Origin of the sequence: Chryseobacterium sp. PvR013 (assembly GCF_017833095.1) — a bacterium.
GTDB classification, from domain to species: Bacteria; Bacteroidota; Bacteroidia; order Flavobacteriales; family Weeksellaceae; genus Chryseobacterium; species Chryseobacterium culicis_A.
Genome location: NZ_JAFIBT010000001.1, coordinates 1,659,025 through 1,675,219, shown reverse-complemented (window position 1 = coordinate 1,675,219; position 16,195 = coordinate 1,659,025). Strand labels below are relative to the sequence as shown.

General features: G+C 33.5%; 9 protein-coding genes. 8 read left to right on the top strand and 1 reads right to left on the bottom strand.

Annotation, left to right across the window (positions count from 1 at the left end):
• Positions 1 to 276: 276 nt before the first annotated feature.
• The 7 genes from JOE44_RS07470 to JOE44_RS07440 all read left to right on the top strand — a co-directional run bounded on the left by JOE44_RS07470 (position 277) and on the right by JOE44_RS07440 (position 10,633).
• Positions 277 to 1,554, top strand: a complete 1,278-nt coding sequence (locus tag JOE44_RS07470) for an FISUMP domain-containing protein (protein WP_209785027.1) — start codon at positions 277 to 279, stop codon at positions 1,552 to 1,554.
• 349 nt (positions 1,555 to 1,903) lie between these two features.
• Positions 1,904 to 2,656 carry a LytTR family DNA-binding domain-containing protein gene (locus JOE44_RS07465; protein WP_209785026.1) on the top strand — a complete coding sequence of 251 codons (753 nt, stop codon included), beginning with the start codon at positions 1,904 to 1,906 and terminating at the stop codon, positions 2,654 to 2,656.
• Positions 2,657 to 3,369: 713 nt separating this feature from the next.
• Entirely contained in the window at positions 3,370 to 4,794 is a 1,425-nt protein-coding gene (locus JOE44_RS07460) for a histidine kinase (RefSeq protein WP_209785025.1), read from the top strand.
• Between the two features lie 1,233 nt (positions 4,795 to 6,027).
• Positions 6,028 to 6,597, top strand: a complete 570-nt coding sequence (locus JOE44_RS07455) for a nicotinamide-nucleotide amidohydrolase family protein (protein WP_209785024.1) — start codon at positions 6,028 to 6,030, stop codon at positions 6,595 to 6,597.
• Positions 6,598 to 6,995: 398 nt separating this feature from the next.
• Positions 6,996 to 8,168: a DcaP family trimeric outer membrane transporter gene (locus JOE44_RS07450; RefSeq protein ID WP_209785023.1), complete on the top strand. Its 1,173-nt coding sequence runs from the start codon at positions 6,996 to 6,998 to the stop codon at positions 8,166 to 8,168.
• 529 nt (positions 8,169 to 8,697) lie between these two features.
• Positions 8,698 to 9,330, top strand: coding sequence for a histidine kinase (locus JOE44_RS25125; protein WP_223601904.1), 633 nt, complete (start codon positions 8,698 to 8,700; stop codon positions 9,328 to 9,330).
• 508 nt (positions 9,331 to 9,838) lie between these two features.
• Positions 9,839 to 10,633 (top strand): glycosyltransferase family 2 protein, encoded by a 795-nt coding sequence (locus JOE44_RS07440; protein ID WP_209785022.1) that lies wholly within the window; start codon positions 9,839 to 9,841, stop codon positions 10,631 to 10,633.
• Positions 10,634 to 11,158: 525 nt separating this feature from the next.
• On the opposite strand, the gene JOE44_RS07435 is transcribed toward JOE44_RS07440, so the two are convergent.
• Entirely contained in the window at positions 11,159 to 11,872 is a 714-nt protein-coding gene (locus tag JOE44_RS07435) for a hypothetical protein (protein WP_209785021.1), read from the bottom strand.
• Between the two features lie 459 nt (positions 11,873 to 12,331).
• Here JOE44_RS07435 and JOE44_RS07430 point away from each other — a divergent pair, with 459 nt between their 5' ends.
• On the top strand, positions 12,332 to 16,072 hold the full coding sequence (locus JOE44_RS07430) for a T9SS type B sorting domain-containing protein (RefSeq protein WP_209785020.1): 3,741 nt from the start codon (positions 12,332 to 12,334) through the stop codon (positions 16,070 to 16,072).
• Positions 16,073 to 16,195 lie beyond the last annotated feature (123 nt).

The following is a 16,195-nucleotide window of genomic DNA, read 5'->3' as shown; positions in this document are numbered from 1 at the left end:
AGATAAAAAACTACAGTCTGCTAGTTGTAATGTTACTGATAATCAGTGTTTTATTTACTAATGAATTGTTAAGTTTGTAGTGTTTCCTTTTGTACATTATTTAGTTAATGGTTAATGGTAGTGATATTGTAATGTAAACGAAATATTACAAGGAAAGAATTTTTAAAAGATAGAATATTATCAGGCTGTGGAATTTGATTTAGATCTATACAGCTGAAGAAAAATTAGGTTTCCTAAATGTATTTACTATTAAGTAATCATTAAAATATTTAACAAATGAGAAAAATGTATTTATTACCAATGTTTTTAATTGGTGCTCTAGTTTACGGGCAGGTAGGAGTTAACAATATAACTCCAAAGTCTACTTTGGATGTTAAGAGTAAAACAACAGACGGAAGTGCTGCAGAAGGTCTAATCATTCCCAGGGTAACGGGCAATTCCCTTAAAGCTGCTGATACTGCCGGAGTATATGGTGACGATCAGGATGCTACAATGGTTTTTGTTACTGCTCCTCCTGATCCAGCCAGCCGTACCGGTCAGGTGGAGGGTATGGATTCCCGTGGATTTTATTATTTTGATGCCGGAACCAACCGATGGGTAAAGGTGATTTTGAGTGGTACAAATACAGCTGCAGTAACACAGCTACTTTGTTCATCCAGTACTCATATAGGAACATTGGAGGCAACAAGTCCTGCTGCTGGTGTCAGTGTTACCATTCCTTATAATGGAGGGAACGGAGGTATTTATTCTGAATTGATAGTTCCTTCCATCGGTGTAGCTGGATTAAATGCTGTACTTCCTTCAGGAACACTTAATAACGGCAGCGGAACCTTAACCTTTAATATTATAGGAATACCTGCCGTTGCCGGTACTGCTACTTTCAATATTGACTTAGGTGGAGAAAACTGTGGTTTTAATCTGACCGTACAACCTTCCAGCAGCTTTCCTGATGCTGTAGATGTTACGGTTAATGGTCAAACACGTCAAATGATGACTAGAAATTTGGGAGCTGACCCAACTTTGGATCCTAATGTTATGGTTCAGGGGATTTTTGGAAATTACTATCAATGGGGGAAAAAGATTGCTGTAGCTACAGCTTATAGCACTTCAAGTACTATTTCAGGATGGAATACAACTAATGCTCCTGCTGGCTCTTGGAATGGAGCTACTGAGGCAGCTCCGGTGAAAGTTGTGGCGAATGATCCCTGTCCAGCTGGCTTTCGTGTACCCACCCGTATTGAATGGCAAGGTTTTGTTTCTGCAAGTACTGTAAGTAATGTAGGAACAACCTGGACCGCTAACTCTTCTGACTTTAGCACAGGTAAGAGATTTGTGAATAATGGTAATACTTTAGTTTTCCCGGCAACGGGTTTCCGTAATTATCCTTCTGGTGTATCTGTCGCCCATGCTTCAAATGCTTACTATTGGAGTAGTACTGAAAGTGCTGGGGCAGCATATTCTCTTTGGTTTGGTGTTTCCATATTGGAGCCTGCAAATATCAGTGGTAGTAATAAACGTACCTACGGCTATTCGGTCCGTTGTATTTCAGAATAAAATTTTATTAGCACATTAATAGGCTATTATAGGGTTTGTTTCTTCATTCAAACTCGTGCGGCAAAGTAATTTGCCGCACTTTAAAACTAAAAGACTGAATGTCAATATTTAAGTTTTTATTGCTGAAATATCTTACAAAATCATATTGTAACCTTAACTACTCAATATATTTTGTTACAACAATTTAAGACAACCATGCTTTATATTTCACTTTTGGTGGCAGTTAGGATCCTCTAAAATATAATGGAAACAAATCATCACATACAGACGTGATGATGTATTTGATATTTTAGTTCAACATTTTAATTATCATTATATGGGATTTTAATTTTTAAAATTGGATTAATAAATGATTACCGCAGTAATAGTTGATGATGAACCAATAAACGTCTGCAATTTACAATACTTATTAACATGTCATTGTCCATCGGTAAATATTGAGGGTACAGCCGGCTGTGTAGATGAGGCATATTCTGTTATTAAAGCTGTAAGACCTGATGTTGTATTTCTTGATATAGAAATGCCTAAGAAAAATGGGTTTGAACTTTTAAAATATTTCAAACACTTGCAATTCGATGTTATTTTTGTGACAGCTTATGACTTCTATGGAATACAGGCGATTAAATTTTCTGCATTGGATTATTTGTTGAAACCCATTAATATAGATGAACTAAAAGCTACCGTAGAAAAAATTGAATTTTCGCTTGCAAAAAAATTAGAGAATATAAGGCTTCGTCACCTTATGGAACTATTGGAAGACAAACTGCCTCTTGAAAATAAAAAAATAGCTCTGCCAACCCAAAAGGAAACTCTACTTGTCCCTGTTCAAAATATTTTGCGATGTGAATCATCGAATAACTATACTATTTTCTATTTAATAAATGGTTTGGTACATGTGATTTCCAAACCTATTTATGAATATGAGGAGATGTTCAGATCTTTTGGGTTTATAAGATGTCATCAGTCACATCTGGTCAACAAAAGGCATGTAATAAGCATTTTAAATCAAGATTCAGGATATTTAATTTTGGCTTTTACAGATCAAAAGATCCCAATATCACGTCAAAGAAAGATCCTGGTAAAAGAGGCATTGAAAAGTTAGGTCATATACTATTGATATTTTGTGTTTTTAACCATTAAGTACTTTATTATTTGGTTTTTGATGTGACTTATACAAAATTAATCTTATTTTATGTTTTCAGAAATTATATTTACATTATTCCTTATGATTAGAATATATAATTATGGGGATTTATTAATATTTGAAGCTTCCCTATATCAGGGAAGTTTTTTTTAGCAGATGCTAAAAGTCTTTTTAATCTTTTTTTTGGACACATAAGATTTTAATTGTAGGGGTTTTCTAATGGATAGTTACTCTATCAAATTACCAATTGATTCAGATTCACATTGATTCTACCTGCTTACACATTGTTATGCTTAACTATATTCATATGTATCTATTTTTATGCAATTAAACAATTAAAATATTTAAAAAATGGAAAATGTAAAACTTACAACTATATTGAGAATGTTGATTGTAATTTTTATCAATATACATGTTCAGTGTCTAAAGAATGATAATGCAATTACTAAAATTACTAAGAAGAAGAAAAAAGAACCAAAGAAATCGGATATTTCAATAGAAACTGGATATCGAAAAATTCGTAGAACAATTTGATATACTGAATGGAAAGTATTATGAAATGTATAGCCTGTATAGATACTCTTGATAAAAATTGCCATGCATAATGTTATGGTAACCCATAATTTTTAACGGTAAAAACTAAATATATAAAAAAAGTAAATGATCGAAAAATGAAATTGAAGACTCAAATTTTACTTTTATTTATCTGTTTTTTTTTAAGTATAATCAGTTCTGCAAAAAATTCTCGGGTAAAAAATACAGATTATATTACTATCGAAGGAATTGGAGTAAGAGACGGTTTAATAAAAGATACACCTGAACATGAATTCGTAATTATAGGTGGGCTTGTCAATATAAAGACTACAGAACTTTTTAACGAATCTAATATCAGAAGCCGGGCTTATTACATCTCTGATTGTAATAAAAATAGACGACAAAATTCTGAGCCCTTCAGCAATCAGATTTTTCTTAATGTAGGAAACGAATATGTTATTGAATTGTCTGATAAAAAGACAAATAAACTTTTGCGGAGATATAGAATAAGTCGTATCAGATCTGTTCCGCAAATTAAAATGCTGGCACCACGAACAGATGATTTAAAATTTAATTTCACTTTGGGTTTCTCAGATGATGTACACTCAAATATAAGTTTATCATCTAATGTAACTAATGTGGAATTGGAGAAAGCTATGGATGATACACTGGATGTCGAGTATCGACTGACTGATCTGAGTACGAAAAAAAAGATATCTTCAGGAGTTCTTCAGCCAGGCGAAATGCTTAACGTAAATTCAGATACAGAATATGAACTAAGGTACAATTACCTTGCGCAACCTGAAACTAATGGAGTGAAATATATCAAGATAAAGCCGCATTGGTACCAATCAATTATTATTTATTCCATATTCTTTTTAAGCTTAACTACGTTCGGGTTTTATATTATTACATGGAAATTCAGAAAAAAAATAAAAAGTTCGGAAGCTCAGCAAAATAAACTAGAGGAGGAAGCTATGCGACTTCAATCCATGTTAAATCCGCATTTTACTTTTAACGCTCTTAATAGTATCCAAGGATTAATGAATACTGGACGTACTGGCGAGGCTAATACTTATCTTGAGGAATTTGGTATGCTTTTAAGAAAATCCCTATCTAAAAACAAAGATTTGTTCAACAGTCTTGATCAGGAGTTGGACATGATGCGTATCTATTTAAGAATTGAAGCCCTTCGGTTTGACTTTCAATGGGAAATCATCGTTTCAGACGTTTTACATATTGCAGAAATAGAAATTCCCACACTGCTATTGCAGCCTCTGGTTGAAAATGCAGTGAAACATGGTGTATCATCTCTCAAGGAACAGGGGCAGCTCATTATTACCTGCAGGGAAGAGAAAAACGATTTGATTATAATGATAGAAGATAATGGGGCATGGAATTCTAAAACATTTGTTACTGGCTATGGGTTGGCACTTACTCATGAAAGAATACATACCATCAATACAATACAAAAAGATGAACAAATTTTTTTATCTATTGATATTGATAAGGGTACAGGTACCCAAGTAATTTTAACTTTTAAAAACTGGCTTGATATATGATCAATTTGATACTACTACTTAGCAAACCCATCAACATTCATAATTAGCAATCTCTAATGGTCAAATGATATCTCAATATATGAAACAGATACCTATTATTACATATATACTTCCATCGTGGAATTCTGGAATAAAAAGGTTCTTATAAATTCGTTTACAGACTAAATATTATTATCAATTATTTTGAACGCAAATGTATTTTGGCAGCGCAGTAATGGCTGTCTTTTTTATTATTAATACTTTTTAGTTAAAAAACTACAATTAAATAGTGATAATATTACTAATGTTCAGTGTTTTATTTACTAATGAAGTGTTAAATTTAGAGTAGAATATCTCAAGGAATTAAAGTTGTAGGGTTTACACAAAATATTGTAAGGCGAAACATTTTCAAGAGGAAACAAATTATATGTATATAATATCAAAATTTAGACAAATAGTGAAGGTAGGTTTCATTAACGTATTCAATAGCCAATAAAATATTTAACAAATGAAAAAATGTAATTATTATCGCTGGTTTCTTTGGTGAATTTATCATGAGAAGGTAGAAATCAATAATGTATACTGACAATAAATGTCATCATGAATGGTACAATACTTCAGCAGTTAATCAATATATATGAAATTATCTCATAACTAATTTTAACTATTAAATATAATTTGTTACGACAACTTAAGACAACCATGATTTATTTGAATTAAAAGCACAAAGTTCCTATATAGAATTTAATCCCTCGTCTTAAGAAGTGGTGACTATTATAAGGGAGCACAGTCCGTAACTGCACTGATTGTTATTGAAATAGAATATAGAATTGAGCAAAATATTTATATTTCACTTTCAGTAGCAGTACGGAGCCCCCGCAAAGTAAAATAATATATTTCTCTATATAAGCTTAAATTGCATGCAGGGACTATTTCAAAAAGAGATAGTCTCTGCATTTTTATTCTGGCTATAACATTAAAAGATAATAAATAATATCCTATAAAATTTTATTAAAATTAATTTGGATAATTATTATATTTCAGTGAAATTACATTTATGTTTTTCTATGTATTCCTTATCTAAAAGACTCATTCAAGTTTGCATTCCTTATTGATTTTGATATATATTATAGTTCAATAGGTCCAGATGGAGTCGAAAAAAGATAAGATGATTATAATCATGATTTTCAAGTTTTTATTTAGATAGTTTGGCTGTTTAAAACACAACAAGATAATTATTAATAAAAACATTCAATGATTTTAAAATCTTTACAAATTTCTGAACCAGAACCGGTACAGTCTCTGATATGTTTTATGATAGAACTGGAAAATTTATTTGAGCACATAGGGGAATATCTTCTTTCATCTGGTGAAACAGTTTCCACTGCCGAGAGTGTAACCTCGGGATTTTTACAATTTTCTTTCTCTCAGATGAAAGAAGCTTCCCGATTCTTTAAAGGTGGAATCACCGCCTATACATTGAGGGAAAAGGTTGGCCTTCTTTCTGTGAATGAAGATGAGGCCCGAAAGTATAATTGTGTATCACGCCAAATTGCCAAAACAATGGCACTAAAAGTTGCAGCTCTTTACAAAACAGACTGGTCGATTGGTATAACCGGGTATGCTTTACCGGTAAATGAATCAAAAGGAAAGCTCTATTGTTATTTTGCCATTGTCTATAAGGGAGAGGTTATCTTATCTGAAAAGCTGGATCTGCATTCAAGAACAAAACCAGGTAATGCCAAGTTATTTTATACCGAATTTGTACTGGGATGTTTTAAATTGGAACTCGATAAGTATCAGAAAAAGAATGTAAGTATGTAATGTTAGTATAGGGTTTTTTTATGTTGATTAGCAGATTTCCAATATGATATATACACAGATCCAGCTCATGATTTTGCACATTTTTTAATCTTTATATTTATTTTATCCCAATGATCTGACCTTGCAGTCATTGGGACTTTTTGATCATTTATGTTGTTAAGCTTCACCTACGGGTGAAGCTTTTCTATTTTTTCTTTGAACGGTTTGTACAGATATTATCAATTGCTAATATGTTAATAAAAAACTGACTTCAGTCATGATTTGTTGAAAAATAGCAGAATACATTTGCTTTTATATATGGTTTAAAGTGATAATAATCGAAAAATAAATATTCACTTAAAGCAAAAGCAAAAAAACACAAAGACTTTTGAAAACTTATTCAGAAACACAATATTACGATGAAAAAAACACAAAGATCTATAATCTTTCTGGTTATGATGCTTATTTATGGCAAGGATCCGGCACAAATTACCTTAGCTAAAACACAAACTACTGACGGTGAGCTTGAGGTTTCTTTGAAACCCTTTATACAGGCCAATTATGGAATTACTTTTCAAAAAATGAATGCGACAGATGGCTTTGTTCCTCAAACTATGGAAGTTCCTCAGAATGATAATTTAAAAGGATATTTTAGTATGAAACAGACCACTATTGGATTAGAAATAAAGAAAAAAAATACAACTACAGAAAATTCTTTTTCTTCCTATCTTGAAATTGATTTTTATGGTAAAAACGGAGCTACATCCCCCAGGTTCAAGCATGGGTTTTTACGCTGGAACGGATTGACTATCGGACAGACAGCAAGTAACTTTTCCGATGCTGAAATTTTCCCCAATATTTTTGACTTCAATGGCCCTAGTGGATTACTATATTCCCGTAGACTGCAGGTGAGTTATTACACTCATATCTCTAAAAAAGAAGTTCTTTCTTTATCTGTGGAGGACCCAAATACTCCGAGTATTTCGCTTCCTTCAAATTCTCCCGGGTGGAGAAAAAGGGCAATACTCCCATCATTCTCTGCTATGTATAGATATGGTGATGAAAAAAGCTATATCAAAGCAGGAGCTATCCTGCTGCCTATCAGCTATGCTATGAAAGAAAATATAGAAGATGAGTATAAGACCCGTACTATTGTAGGCTGGGGAGCTATGATGTCAGGAAAATTAAGACATGATGAAAACAATATCTTCAGTTTTGAAAGTTCTTTTGGAAATGGGATTGCCACATATAATGCTGACTTGAACGGAGAGAAGTATGATGCAGTACCTGATCCTGCACATAAGAATCTTCTGGAGACCCTTCAGTTATTTAACATCGTTGGAATTTATGAGCATTGGTGGAATTCAAAATGGAGCTCTGTAGCTTTTGCCAGCTATTCAAGGGTTGGTGGTAAAGATTATATTCCGGTAGATATGACAAAAAGCCTTTATCATATGAGCCTGAACTTGATTTTCCAGCCCTACAAAAGATTTAAGATAGGGGCTGAAGCCAATTACGGAATAAAGCAGACTTTTGACAATCAGAAAGCTCATGCCTGGAAAATTCAGACCTCTACCTCATTCCGGCTTTAACAGCAACTAAAAAAATCAATTAATCAATTCATAGCCAGTAGTTATGAAAATTTTCTTAATAACTAATATAATTATAATACCTGCAATGATATGGATTTTACTAAATAGTAAAGTCCTCAGATCCCTTATGAAATTTCCCTGGAAAATTATAGTGAAGTTTCTGCATTTCTTTTTCTTTTCTTTCTTCATTTTCATGATTTTTTTCACAGAAAAGGATATTCTTAGTACGACAGAACTGATCTGGAGTATCATTTTGAATAGTACTTTTACTATCGGGATCTATTATCTGGTGTATTATTACCTGGTTCCTAATTTTTATCTCTCTCAAAAATACTTGGTATTTATTCTTTATTCTTTCATTTGCTTTTTATTATCCTCATTTTTTAGGATCTTGTGGGAGCAGGATTTATTTGCCCTGGATTTTAACCAAGAAGCAGTTTATATTAATTTCTTGTATGACGTATATATCTATCATGCAGCCGTTATATTAGTTGCCTCATGTCTCGGGATTACAAAAGATAAATTTCTGATGGAAAAGAAAATTACAAATTCTGAAAAACAAAAAGAAACTGATTATTCTATAGTACCCAAATCAAAATTTAATCCTCATTTTTTATTCAGTATTCTCAATAGTATTCATACTGCAAGTTTCAGCGGTTCAACAAAAACTTCAGACTCCATTTTGCAGTTGAGCAGACTCCTGCATTATCTCTTATATGACAGTGAAAAAGAAAAAATAACCGTAAGTCAGGAATTATCTTCCATCGAAGCTTTAGCATCGTTGTATCAGTTAAGATATAATCATTCCCTTAATCTTGCGGTTGATGTTGGGAATAAAGATGTATTTGACCGCATAGAGATTCCTTCGTCACTTTTTCTCAATCTTTTTCAAAGTGCTCTTCAATGTTCTCAGATTGGAGAAAACCCAGATAGCTTTATAAAGCTAACTTGTAAAACGGATGATATTAACTTGTTTTATGAGATAGTTAATTTTAATGGCAATAATAGTATGAACTTCAATGAGGCAGAATCCGGATTACAAAGTAATACAGCGGTTATCCATATTCTGGAAAAGTACTTTCCCGAAAAGTTTGATTTTTTTTCAGAACAAGAGGGGAATAATCACTATAAAACTATTGTAAAGATTAATTTATACAGCTGAAGGAATATGATAAAAATATAATGTAGTTGTTGGCTCCACTATTGTATGAGATGGGAATAGTATGCTGGTAGTTAAAAAATTACATATTATTAGTGAAAATACTACCTGGTATTTATTGTGGTAAGGAACAGATAGTTTTATTTTTACAATGTTGTCTTTAAAGCAATCATTTCTATAAATGTATTTTTGTTAGGCTCTAAATGATTTAAAGATATTTGCTGAATTATCATTTCATCCGGCCGAGATTAAAATCTTTGTCGGATTTTTTCTGAAGAATATTTTTAAGTACAGTTAAAGGCAAATTGTTTCAGAAGTACGTCCATAATTAAAGTATCTGTTAAGAAAAGGCTGTAATGGTTTCCTTTTTCAGATCTTCATTCTCAAGAATAAATATAAGACCGGGTTATTGATGTTGTTCAAATTCAGAGAAGCTGTTGTTATTTGCTGAAAAGATTACAGATTGTATTCATTTTGTTAAAACATTCGAACAAAAACTAATACCCGATAAATGAAAATTTCAGTAATTATATCAGTTTACAATGCAGAAAAGTTTATTGCAAATGCTGCAAAGTCTGCTCTACAGTTTGAGGAAGTATACGAAGTATTTCTCATAGAATACGGTTCTTCTGATCATTCGCTGGCAATATGTGAAAAGCTTGTGGAGGACTATGATAGGGTAAAACTTTTTCAGCATAATCAAGGCAGATATAAGGCAGATAATATACGTACCAGAAATTTAGGAATTGAAAATGCTTCCGGTGATTTTATTTCTTTTCTTGATGCCAGCAATTATTATCTTCCTAACCGTTTTGATGCTGAAAAAGAGTTATTAAAAAATCAGAAAGTAGACGGTGTCTATGGAGCTGTTGGAATCCATTATTATTCACAAAGAGCAAAAGATAAATACTATCATCTGTACAAAGATAACTTAATCCCTGGCTCTCGGGAATGCCATCCCAAAAGTTTTACTCCAGGGAGGTTTAATAAAGCTGATTTGTTCGATCAATTCAGTATAGATACCTTAACAGTAAGGAAAGACAGGTTGCTCGAAAAAATGCATCATCTTTTTAGTTCCTATTCGATGCAGGGAGATGTAGAATTTCTACTGTCTCTTTCATATTATCTGGAATTATACTATGGAATATTACATGCACCTGTAGCCATGCAGGGAGTTCATGACCGTTGTAAAGTGTTATGGATTTGTCATAAAGAAGTCGTTTCTCCAACAGACAACTCAGAACGTAATAATCGGTTTTTAAACTGGCTTATCAATCTCCAAACACTTAAAGCATTGACCAGGTAATAAGGTTTAAAAATATGTAGTGATTATATTACATTCTTATCTATGGAAAACTATATGATTACAGGGCTTTTAAAAAAAGAATTACAATAAGTTTGCACTTCATTATTCTATAGAAAATAACCTAATATAATTATATAATAAAATGTTGGATTTACGTATTATGAAGAAAAAAAAAGTATTGATCAGAACCCTTTTAATCATTGCTGTCAATTTATTTATTGGATGTAAGACTGATCCTTGGCGTACGCAGAGTGAAAGTAATTCATCTAAGAATTTGTTAATCAAAAAAATACCACAAATCTTAAAAAAGATTAAGTAGAAAAAATGTTTAAAATCTGATGAATGATTAAGAAATCGTAATCATTTAACTAAATAATAGGAAAGGAGAAAAATACTATTTTTTCTCCTTTTTATTCTTATAAAAATTGTGTTGATTATATAATATAATTAAAAATCTTAAACTGTAATCTTAAAAGCCATGATAATGTTAAACACTTGATAAGCTAAATAATTATTTTAATCAATCTAATAAGTCTTAATAGCCATATTAATAAAATCGCCTAAATAGCTATTCAAAACGTATTCATGTAATTTATCCCTATTTGGTGATGAAAATACTCCAGTGTACATATAGGATGTTCCTGCCCCTGTCGGCGTATCTAAATTTTGCCATGTACTGTAGTTTGCGGGTGTAAATACAATTGAATTTGAATAAGGATTATTGGTTCCGGTAGTACTCCCTATGCGATTATATCTTATCGTATAGTTTACAGAAGGAGGATCTAAAAGTCTAAGCTGAAGAGCGAAACCATTAGTAATAGGGCTGAACCTAACCTCATAAAAACCATCAATAATAAGAGTTTTAGTAGCATTTGGTGCTCCTAAATATCTTAGCTTTTGAACTGTTGAACCTTGTGTAGGGCTATTGGTTGAATTAATAGGTCTCCAGGATGTTCCATCAAAATAATAGAAACCAACTGAATCAATGTTAATTCCTACACCGGACTGTGTTCCTGTGGAAATATCATTCACATAGATCATAGTTGAAAGGGGGATAGATGTCATATTTTCTGCTCTTTCCCTGTCTACTCTTGGAATTAACAGTCCATCGACACCTGTACTTGCGGTATTAATGTCTATTTCTAAAGTTGTTTTAGGTGCAGTCGTATTAATTCCCACTTGTCCATTAGTAAAAGTAAAGCCTAACGAAACTAATGTAATAAATAGCGTTTTTCTCATAGTATTGTTTTTGTTATTAAATAATAAATAGTTGAATAAAGCTGCTATGCAATTTTTTTGATTAATCAATTCGTTAATTGCATTTATGTAAAATTAGATATATATATATGATGTTATATGTTGTTAGTATGTAGTACTTTAACTATTGTTGTGTAATTTTATCACTATTACATTAATGGAAATATTTGCTACTAATCCTTTAAAAATTTTAATCTCCTTACTGAAAATCCTACCATTAATAAAGCATGTAAAATAATTGAAATTAGAATATTCGAAAATCGTCTACAATTTTGAACACGATAAGATGGATTGTATGTTTTAAAGATTGTAAACTATATTGTTTTTACAATTTCATTGTCGCTAACAAACTACATAAAAATCCAGATAATACTATATTTTACTTCCTGTATTACAGGGTATTAGTTGTTAACTTTGTATATCGAATTCATCTTTCATGATATGATAAGATATAAAACACTTTTTTCTACAGTAAAAAAGAGATTACTTTTTCTTTTCCTATTTTTTTCACTGGCAGAACTTTTCGGACAAAGAGATACGGAGCACTGGGTTGCCCCTTACTTTGATAGTATGGGAAGTTCATACATTCATGGGCTTTATTTTTCGACAGATTCTGCTACACCATTTACTGTTAAAATTTATAGTAATAATAACCAGATCGGAAGTGTTACTATCAGTAAAGGCTCACCAGCAACTTTTACTGTCGACCCCAGCTATATAAAATTGACTGCAACTTCTGAGGCTGCTTCAAAGTCTAATAAAGGAATATATACTATAGGGGATAAGCCTTATTTCTTAACAATGCGAATAGCGGCAGGAGCTCATGCCGAGATCATTACCTCTAAAGGTAGAGCAGGTATTGGAACTGAATTTTTTGCAGCAGCAGCACCGATAACTGTGAGTGCCAATAACTATAATTTTACAACTGGAATTCTTGCTACTGAAGATAATACAACCGTGAATATTTCAGGTTATAATCCAAGTATAAGTTTTTTAAACGTCGCTTCAACTCCTTCTGTACTGACGGTTACTTTAAACAAAGGTCAGTCTTATACCCTTGCTGGTATCACCAATACAATACCTAACAGGGACGGATTTATTGGAGCAAAGATTACTTCTGATAAACCAATCACTGTGACCAATGGCAATTCAAATGGTTTTTATGCTACTACAGCAAATGATGGTTCCGATCTGATTATGGACCAGTCAATCCCGGTAGGACGCCTTGGAAATGAATTTGCCATGATTAAAAGTGTTTCTACGAGTCCTTATAATATGGATGGGGGGATTGTTATCGCTACTGAAAATAATACACAGATTTTTCTCAATAATAGTATAAATCCTATCGTAACCATTAATGCGGGGCAATACTATAGAATTCTTGCTAATGCTTATGTCAACCAGGGTAACGGACATTCTAATATGTATGTCAAAACTTCAAAAAATGTTTATCTCTATCAGCTTGTAGGAGTGGGGGACGGTGGGTACACCGGTGGATATAACCTTATTCCTCCTTTAAACTGTTTCTTACCCAGAAAAATTGATGAAATCGGGAAAATCAATGAAATGCCTAATATTTCATCACTATCAGTAAGATTGAATATTCTTACGCAAGTTGGCGCTAATATAACGGTCAACGGAAATGCTCCAACAGCGGTTCAGGGGCCTTATCCTCTTCAGGGAAACAATGACTGGGTTACTTACTCTATACAGAATATTACAGGAAACACAACCATTACTTCAGACAAAGCAGTTACTGCGGGAATTAACGGTGGATATACTAATGCAGGGTACGGTGGATATTTTGCAGGTTTTTCTTCAATACCTGTCATTATGAATAAATCAGGGGAATGTGCCCCGGATATTACTCTTGAAGTTGATGACAGCTACGATACATATCAATGGTATTTGAATGGAAATAGTATTCCTGGGGCCACTTCGAATACCTATATGCCTGCCCAGGGAGGTAATTATACTGTAAAAATAACAGCCGGTTCCTGTGAGCCTAAATTTACTCCTGTTTATAAAGTTAACAGCTGTTTGAAGGAAACAACAAAAAATGATTCGATCTGTGGAGATCATCTTCAAATTGTCCCACAGTTTTCCCAATCTTCACAAACCCTTGTTCCGGGAAGTGTGGTGGTCATTACACCCCCATCTCATGGCACTGCAACTATTGATCCTTCAACTGGGAATATCAATTATATTGCAGATCCGGGATATAACGGCGCAGATACTCTTGTGTATAAATTTTGTGGAAATGATCCTGAATTCCCGGATTGTGAGCAGGTTACACTTCACCTCAATATTTCAAAGGCACCGGCTGCTCAAAACGCATCACTTAGTATATGTTCAGTTACAGATACTGCAGTATTTAATTTAAAAGATGCTGAAACCACTATTTCTTCAGAACCAGGTGTTGGCTTTTCCTATTATCAAAATCTGGCGGATGCTGATGCGGGAAATGCTAATACGTTATCAAATCCTACAGCTTATTCATCAGCAAATACTACAATTTATGTACGTGTATCTTCTGGGTTCTGCTATAGTATTGCAGAGTTACAGCTTATCGTAAACGCAAAACCTGTACCTGTTATCACTGCTTCATCTACAGTAATTTGTCATGATATCCCTGTTGTACTCACTTCCAGTTTACCTATGGGAAATGTTTGGTCTACAGGAGAGACTACGCAATCCATCACCGTAAATTCAGGAGGAGTATATACGCTTGTCAATGATAACGGATCTTGTAAGAGTGATTCTGTAGCAGTTACCATTCTTAAGGGTGAGGATCCTCATCTACTGATTACAGGAAATCTGGTATTCTGTGAAGGAGATTCCACGTTATTAACCGCTGTAGCTGACGGAACAGGAAATAGTTTTCTTTGGTCTAACGGTACTACTGGAAATACACTTACTGTGACCGCAGCTGGAACCTATACTGTAACAGTTACGACTGCTTTAGGGTGTCAGTATCAGAAGACTGTAACCGTTAAGATGGATCCCCTGATCGTTGTCAGTATTGTCCCGCCTACAAAGACTATCACTTGTATTGAACACACTATAACATTGGATGGTACAGGCTCTGTATACCAACCAGGAGCAACTTTCCTGTGGGCAGCTTCCTCCGGAGGAAATATTGTTTCCGGAGGAAATACTTTAACTCCTGTGGTTGACAAAGGTGGGGTTTATACCTTAAGCATCAGTAGTTCTACTCCGATGGGGTGTATAAAGCAGAACTCAGTTACAGTGCAGCAAGATACGACACCCCCTCCTGTAGTGCTTAGTGCAACACAGATAATAATCTGTAAAGGAGAATCTGTTATTCTGACTGCTTCTGGTGCTGTAACCTACACATGGGCGGGGTTACCTGGAAACGGAAATACCCAAACAGTTTCCCCAGCTGTGACAACGACTTATACTGTTGAAGGAACAGGTCTTAACGGATGTAGTGCCGAGGCAAGTATTATAATTACTGTGGTTCCTGCCATTGAGTCTATTCTTCATGATATCAAAGTATGTAAAGGGCAAAAAGGGCTCTTGGATGCCGGATCTGGTCCTAATTACACTTATCTATGGAACACAGGAGAAACAACCAGGACTATCGAAGTCACTCAGGACGGAATTTATACCGTCACTATCAACAATGGCGTCTGTTCAAAACAATACTCTGCTAATGTTTCTTACACTCAGGTACCGGATATTCTGGAAGTAATTTATGAAAATGATAATTTAAAAATTAGGGCAAAAAATAATGAAACCCTTCCACTGGAATACTCTATTGATGGGGGAGTGCTTTGGCAGAATTCTGAGATATTTTATAATGTTAATAAGAATACAGAATATGCAATCAGGGTAAGAAATGTGGGAACCCTTTGTGATACTTCTGTACAATATTATACTTTTTTCTTACCAAATACCTTTACTCCAAACGGAGATGGTATTAATGATGTAATCAGTTTTGCAGGAATTTCAAAACTAAGGAATTTCTCAGCAATTATCGTTGACAGATATGGTCATCAAGTGTTTAAAGCTACAGAAAGTAATCCGGTGTGGGATGGAAAATATTTGAGCAGTTCTGTTCCCACAGCTTCTTATTGGTATACTATTTCATGGGAAGATCCGGTTAGTAGGAAACCATTTATCAGATCAGGATGGATTCTTGTAAAAAATAGAAATTGATGAATTTACATTGAGGCTCAATCAATTTTTTCCTACTATTTATAGCTTGCCTATTCTCGTCTTTGTGGCTGGTCATTATAGAATACTCAATTGATTGTTATTATTCCCCCCTTGCAGTAATCA

Coding starts and splice junctions, on each gene's coding strand:
- JOE44_RS07465 (WP_209785026.1), top strand. CDS start 1,904: ATGATTACCGCAGTAATAGTTGATGATGAACCAATAAACGTCTGCAAT.
- JOE44_RS07435 (WP_209785021.1), bottom strand. CDS start 11,872: ATGAGAAAAACGCTATTTATTACATTAGTTTCGTTAGGCTTTACTTTT.
- JOE44_RS07440 (WP_209785022.1), top strand. CDS start 9,839: ATGAAAATTTCAGTAATTATATCAGTTTACAATGCAGAAAAGTTTATT.
- JOE44_RS25125 (WP_223601904.1), top strand. CDS start 8,698: ATGGAAAAGAAAATTACAAATTCTGAAAAACAAAAAGAAACTGATTAT.
- JOE44_RS07460 (WP_209785025.1), top strand. CDS start 3,370: ATGAAATTGAAGACTCAAATTTTACTTTTATTTATCTGTTTTTTTTTA.
- JOE44_RS07455 (WP_209785024.1), top strand. CDS start 6,028: ATGATTTTAAAATCTTTACAAATTTCTGAACCAGAACCGGTACAGTCT.
- JOE44_RS07430 (WP_209785020.1), top strand. CDS start 12,332: ATGATAAGATATAAAACACTTTTTTCTACAGTAAAAAAGAGATTACTT.
- JOE44_RS07470 (WP_209785027.1), top strand. CDS start 277: ATGAGAAAAATGTATTTATTACCAATGTTTTTAATTGGTGCTCTAGTT.
- JOE44_RS07450 (WP_209785023.1), top strand. CDS start 6,996: ATGAAAAAAACACAAAGATCTATAATCTTTCTGGTTATGATGCTTATT.